Origin of the sequence: Escherichia sp. AM3 (genome assembly GCF_032029835.1) — a bacterium.
GTDB classification, from domain to species: domain Bacteria; phylum Pseudomonadota; class Gammaproteobacteria; order Enterobacterales; family Enterobacteriaceae; genus Escherichia; species Escherichia coli.
Genome location: NZ_JAVUPQ010001191.1, coordinates 1 through 248 on the forward strand (window position 1 = coordinate 1; position 248 = coordinate 248).

General features: G+C 56.0%; 1 protein-coding gene. It reads right to left on the reverse strand.

Features of this window, described 5'->3' with window-relative positions:
* On the reverse strand, positions 1-248 hold a 248-nt coding region (locus RTW80_RS30270; RefSeq protein ID WP_312721890.1), incomplete at both ends, for a polysaccharide pyruvyl transferase family protein.

The following is a 248-nucleotide window of genomic DNA, read 5'->3' on the forward strand; positions in this document are numbered from 1 at the left end:
GTGCTGCACCGCGTAGCTCGGCTGGAAGCTGTCGTCCTGGTGATCCACCAGCCACGCGGTATCCACCCCGTGCTCGACTTTCGAAGTGTCGATCTCGCTGCGCTTCATCATGTCGAGGCTGACTGACTCACGTAAAATCAGGGCATCGCAGTGGCCAAACACATAGTTTGCCAGCTGGTTGAACTGAGGTTCCTGGAATGGCCCGACACTGTGACCAATCATAAACAGCGGCTTCTTCGCCATAAAGG